Origin of the sequence: Streptomyces sp. NPDC002130 (genome assembly GCF_040296465.1) — a bacterium.
Taxonomy (GTDB): Bacteria; Actinomycetota; Actinomycetes; order Streptomycetales; family Streptomycetaceae; genus Streptomyces.
This window is the reverse complement of record NZ_JBEOXI010000450.1, coordinates 1-3,717: the sequence shown is the minus strand read 5'-3', so window position 1 is coordinate 3,717 and position 3,717 is coordinate 1. Positions and strand designations below refer to the sequence as shown.

Genomic DNA, 3,717 nt, shown 5'->3' with positions numbered 1-3,717 from the left:
AGAACAGGAATCGGGGTGCATCGTTCAGGAACTTCATTGCGTTGTGGGTGCTTTCAGCAGCAGGTGGTGGAGTCGGCGTCGTCGCCGAGCAGCCCTACCGCTCCTACCTCGCCGTGCGCCGGGCGGCCCGGCACGAGGCGCGGCACCCGCTCGGCACGGGCGAGCTGCTGCCGGCCCTCGCGGTGCTCACCCCGCTCGTGGCCGGCACGTCCGCCGCGGCGCTGCTGCTGATCGGGGGCCTGCTCCACTTCGCCGACGCCCTCGGGCCCCTGCCCGGATCGCTCGTCGCGGCCGGCTGGACCCTGGCACTCGTGGCGGCCCTGACCGGCCTCGCCGGCCTGGCCGCGCTGCTGCACGCGGCCCTGCGCCGGCGCGGTGTGCCCCCGGCCGCCGACCAGGTGGAGCACGCCCGGCTGGTCTGGCGGCAGGAGCTGCTCGACCGGGGGATGCTGCCCCACCTGCGCCGGCACCTGGTGCCGCATCCCGAGACGGCGGTCACACCGTGCTCCCCGCCCGATACGCTCACGCCGTGCCCGGCCCGGGCGAGAGAGGACAGGACACCATGTTCGGACTGAGCGAGCTCGCGATCATTCTCATCGTCGTCATAGCCGTCATCGGGATGAAGAAGCTCCCCGAGCTGACCCGCTCGGCCGGAAAGGCGGCCCGCATCCTCAAAGCCGAGGCACGTGCGGCGAAGGACGAGGAGGCCGGGACAGCCCCCGCGCCGCGGGTGGTCCAGGGCGAGATCGTCCCGCCGGGCACCGGCACGACCCCGCCCGGCACCCGGGCGGCGGGCGCCCCGGACCACCCCTGATCCGACGCTGACTACAGCGTGCGCTCCAGGCGGTCCGCCACGAGCCTGACGAAGCGCGCCGGGTCCTTGGGCTGACCGCCCTCGGCAAGCACCGCCAGCGTGTGCAGCAGCTCGGCGGACTCGGCGAGCTCCGCACGGTCCTCGCTGCCCTGGTAGGCCTGGTGCAGGCCCTTCACCAGCGGATGGCCGGGGTTGAGCTCCAGGATCCGCTTGGTGCGCGGCACCTCCTGGCCCATCGCCCGGTACATGTTCTCCAGGGCCGGGGTCAGGTCGTGCGCGTCGGAGACGATGCAGGCCGGCGAGACGGTGAGCCGGGTGGAGAGGCGAACCTCCTTGATGTCCTCGTCCAGCTGCTCCCGCATCCAGCCGAGCAGCCCGGCGTACTCCTCGGCCTGCTTCTCCCGCTCCTCGCCGGCCTTCTCCTCGTCCTCCGTGTCGAGGTCGATCTCGCCCTTGGCGACGGACCGCAGCTTCTTGCCCTCGTACTCGCCGACGGCGTCGACCCAGACCTCGTCGACGGCGTCGGTGAGCAGCAGGACCTCGATGCCCTTGTCCCGGAACGCCTCCATGTGCGGGGAGTTCTCGATGCTCTGCCGGGACTCGCCGGTGATGAACCAGATCTCGTCCTGGCCGTCCTTCATCCGCTCCACGTACTGCGCGAGCGTGGTCGGCTCGTCGTCGGAGTGCGTGGTCGCGAACGAGGAGACGGCGAGGATGGCGTCGCGGTTCTCCGAGTCGGTGACCAGGCCCTCCTTCAGGGCGGTGCCGAACTCCCGCCAGAACGTCGCGTAGCGCTCGGCGTCCTTGGTCTTGATCTCCTTGACCGTGGACAGCACCTTCTTGGTCAGCCGGCGCTGCATCATCCGGATGTGCCGGTCCTGCTGCAGGATCTCGCGGGAGACGTTGAGCGAGAGGTCCTGCGCGTCGACGACGCCCTTGACGAAGCGGAGGTAGGGCGGCAGCAGCGCCTCGCAGTCGTCCATGATGAACACGCGCTTCACATACAGCTGGACGCCGCGCTTGAAGTCCCGCGTGAACAGGTCGTGCGGGGCGTGCGAGGGGACGAAGAGCAGGGCCTGGTACTCGAAGGTGCCCTCGGCCTGAAGCCGGATCGTCTCCAGGGGCTCGCGCCAGTCGTGGCTGATGTGCTTGTACAGCTCGTGGTACTCGTCGTCGGACACCTCGTCGCGCGAGCGCGCCCACAGGGCCTTCATGGAATTGAGCGTCTCGGGCTCGGGCGCCTCCTCCCCGTCCTTCGCCTCCGGCACCATCCGGATCGGCCAGGTGATGAAGTCCGAGTAGCGCTTGACGAGCTCCCGGATCGTCCACGCGGAGGTGTAGTCGTGCAGCTGGTTCTCGGGGTCGGCGGGCTTGAGGTGGAGCGTCACGGACGTGCCCTGCGGCGCGTCGTCGACCCTCTCCAGGGTGTACGTGGCCTCGCCGCGCGACGTCCAGCGGGTCCCCTGGCTCTCGCCGGCGCGGCGGGTCACCAGCGTGACCTCGTCGGCCGCCATGAAGCCGGAGTAGAAGCCCACGCCGAACTGGCCGATGAGCCCCTCGGCCCCGCCCGCGTCCTTGGCCTCCTTCAGCTCCTTGAGGAACGTGGCCGTTCCCGAGTTGGCGATGGTGCCGATGAGCTGCCCGACCTCGTCGTACGACATGCCGATGCCGTTGTCCCGCACCGTGAGGGTGCGGGCCTCCTTGTCGACGTCGAGCTCGATGTGCAGGTCCGACACATCGGCGTCGAGGGAGTCGTCCCGCAGCTTCTCCAGACGCAGCTTGTCGAGCGCGTCGGAGGCGTTGGAGACGAGCTCCCGCAGGAAGACATCCTTGTTCGAGTAGACCGAGTGGATCATCAGCTGGAGCAGCTGACGCGCCTCTACCTGGAACTCAAACGTTTCGGTCGTCATGGTTCGCGAATCCCTCACAGGTCCCACAGTCGCCTGAACTGGTGACAGTCACTGTAAAACACCAAGTCAGGCCGGGGCCCCGGAAGTCAGACGAGGTGGGCGAAGACGACCAGGTTCTCGGTGTAGTCCCGCGCCTTACGGTCGTAGGAACCCGAGCATGTGATGAGCCGGACCTGGGCTCTCGGTGTGTCGCCGTACACGCGCTCGCTGGGGAAGGCGTCCTTCTCGAACGACTCCGTGGCGTCCACGGCGAAGGTCGCCTTGCTGCCGTCGGCCCGCACGACCTGGAACCGGTCGCCCTTCCGCAGCGCGTTGAGCCCGGCGAACACGGCCGGTGAGGTCGCCGTGTCCACGTGCCCGGCGATGATCGCCGTGCCGGCCTCTCCGGGTGTGTGGCCCTTGGCGTACCAGCCCACGAGGTTGATGTCGTTCGGCGGCGGGGGCTCCAGCTGGCCGACGTCGTTGAGGGCGAGGTCGGTGAAGGGCGCGTCGACCGAGATCTTGGGGATGAGCAGACGGACCGGCCGGGACCGCGGCAGGTGCGGGCCGTCGGACCGGTTCGGCGCCGTGGACGCGGGCGTGTCGGGCAGGTCGGGGACGGCCGAGGAGGCGGCCACGGCGGGCGGTGCGTGCGGCGGGCCGGCGGCGTCGGGTGACTCACCGCTGCCGCCGAACAGGTTCACGGTCAGCACGAGGGCGGCCACCGCCCAGACCACCGTCACGACGGCGCGGAACCGCCGCTTCGACGGCGCGGGGTCGAGGTCGGGAAGAGCGGGGGGAGGGGCTGCCATCAGAAACCACCTCATTCGGGCACGGCAGCGGGCACGACACACGGGCGGCGGGCCGCGCCGCCGCGACATGAGAGACACGTACGGCAGGCACGACCCGCGGGGGACGAGCCGCGCCGCCGCGACATGAGAGACACGTACGGCAGGCACGACCCGCGGGGGACGAGCCGCGCCGCCGCGACATGAGAGACACGTACGGCAGGCA

The 3,717-nt window shown here is 70.2% G+C and carries 4 protein-coding genes; 2 read left to right on the top strand and 2 right to left on the bottom strand.

Translation table 11 applies throughout. The annotated features are described in order from the left end of the window. Both ABT116_RS40755 and ABT116_RS40750 read left to right on the top strand, forming a co-directional pair. Positions 1 to 575 (top strand): hypothetical protein (locus ABT116_RS40755; RefSeq protein ID WP_351645159.1); only part of this gene is annotated, 575 nt, incomplete at its 5' end. After that, entirely contained in the window at positions 563 to 814 is a 252-nt protein-coding gene (locus ABT116_RS40750) for a twin-arginine translocase TatA/TatE family subunit (protein ID WP_104785213.1), read from the top strand. The genes ABT116_RS40755 and ABT116_RS40750, both read left to right, overlap by 13 nt. Before the next feature lie 11 nt (positions 815 to 825). Here the strand turns inward: ABT116_RS40750 and htpG are convergent, their stop codons facing one another. Both htpG and ABT116_RS40740 read right to left on the bottom strand, forming a co-directional pair. After that, entirely contained in the window at positions 826 to 2,724 is a 1,899-nt protein-coding gene (htpG, locus tag ABT116_RS40745; protein WP_351645155.1) for a molecular chaperone HtpG, read from the bottom strand. An 86-nt stretch (positions 2,725 to 2,810) separates the two neighbouring features. After that, positions 2,811 to 3,515 carry a class F sortase gene (locus tag ABT116_RS40740; RefSeq protein WP_351645152.1) on the bottom strand — a complete coding sequence of 235 codons (705 nt, stop codon included), beginning with the start codon at positions 3,513 to 3,515 and terminating at the stop codon, positions 2,811 to 2,813. Positions 3,516 to 3,717: the final 202 nt, after the last annotated feature.

Coding starts and splice junctions, on each gene's coding strand:
- ABT116_RS40750 (WP_104785213.1), top strand. CDS start 563: ATGTTCGGACTGAGCGAGCTCGCGATCATTCTCATCGTCGTCATAGCC.
- htpG (WP_351645155.1), bottom strand. CDS start 2,724: ATGACGACCGAAACGTTTGAGTTCCAGGTAGAGGCGCGTCAGCTGCTC.
- ABT116_RS40740 (WP_351645152.1), bottom strand. CDS start 3,515: ATGGCAGCCCCTCCCCCCGCTCTTCCCGACCTCGACCCCGCGCCGTCG.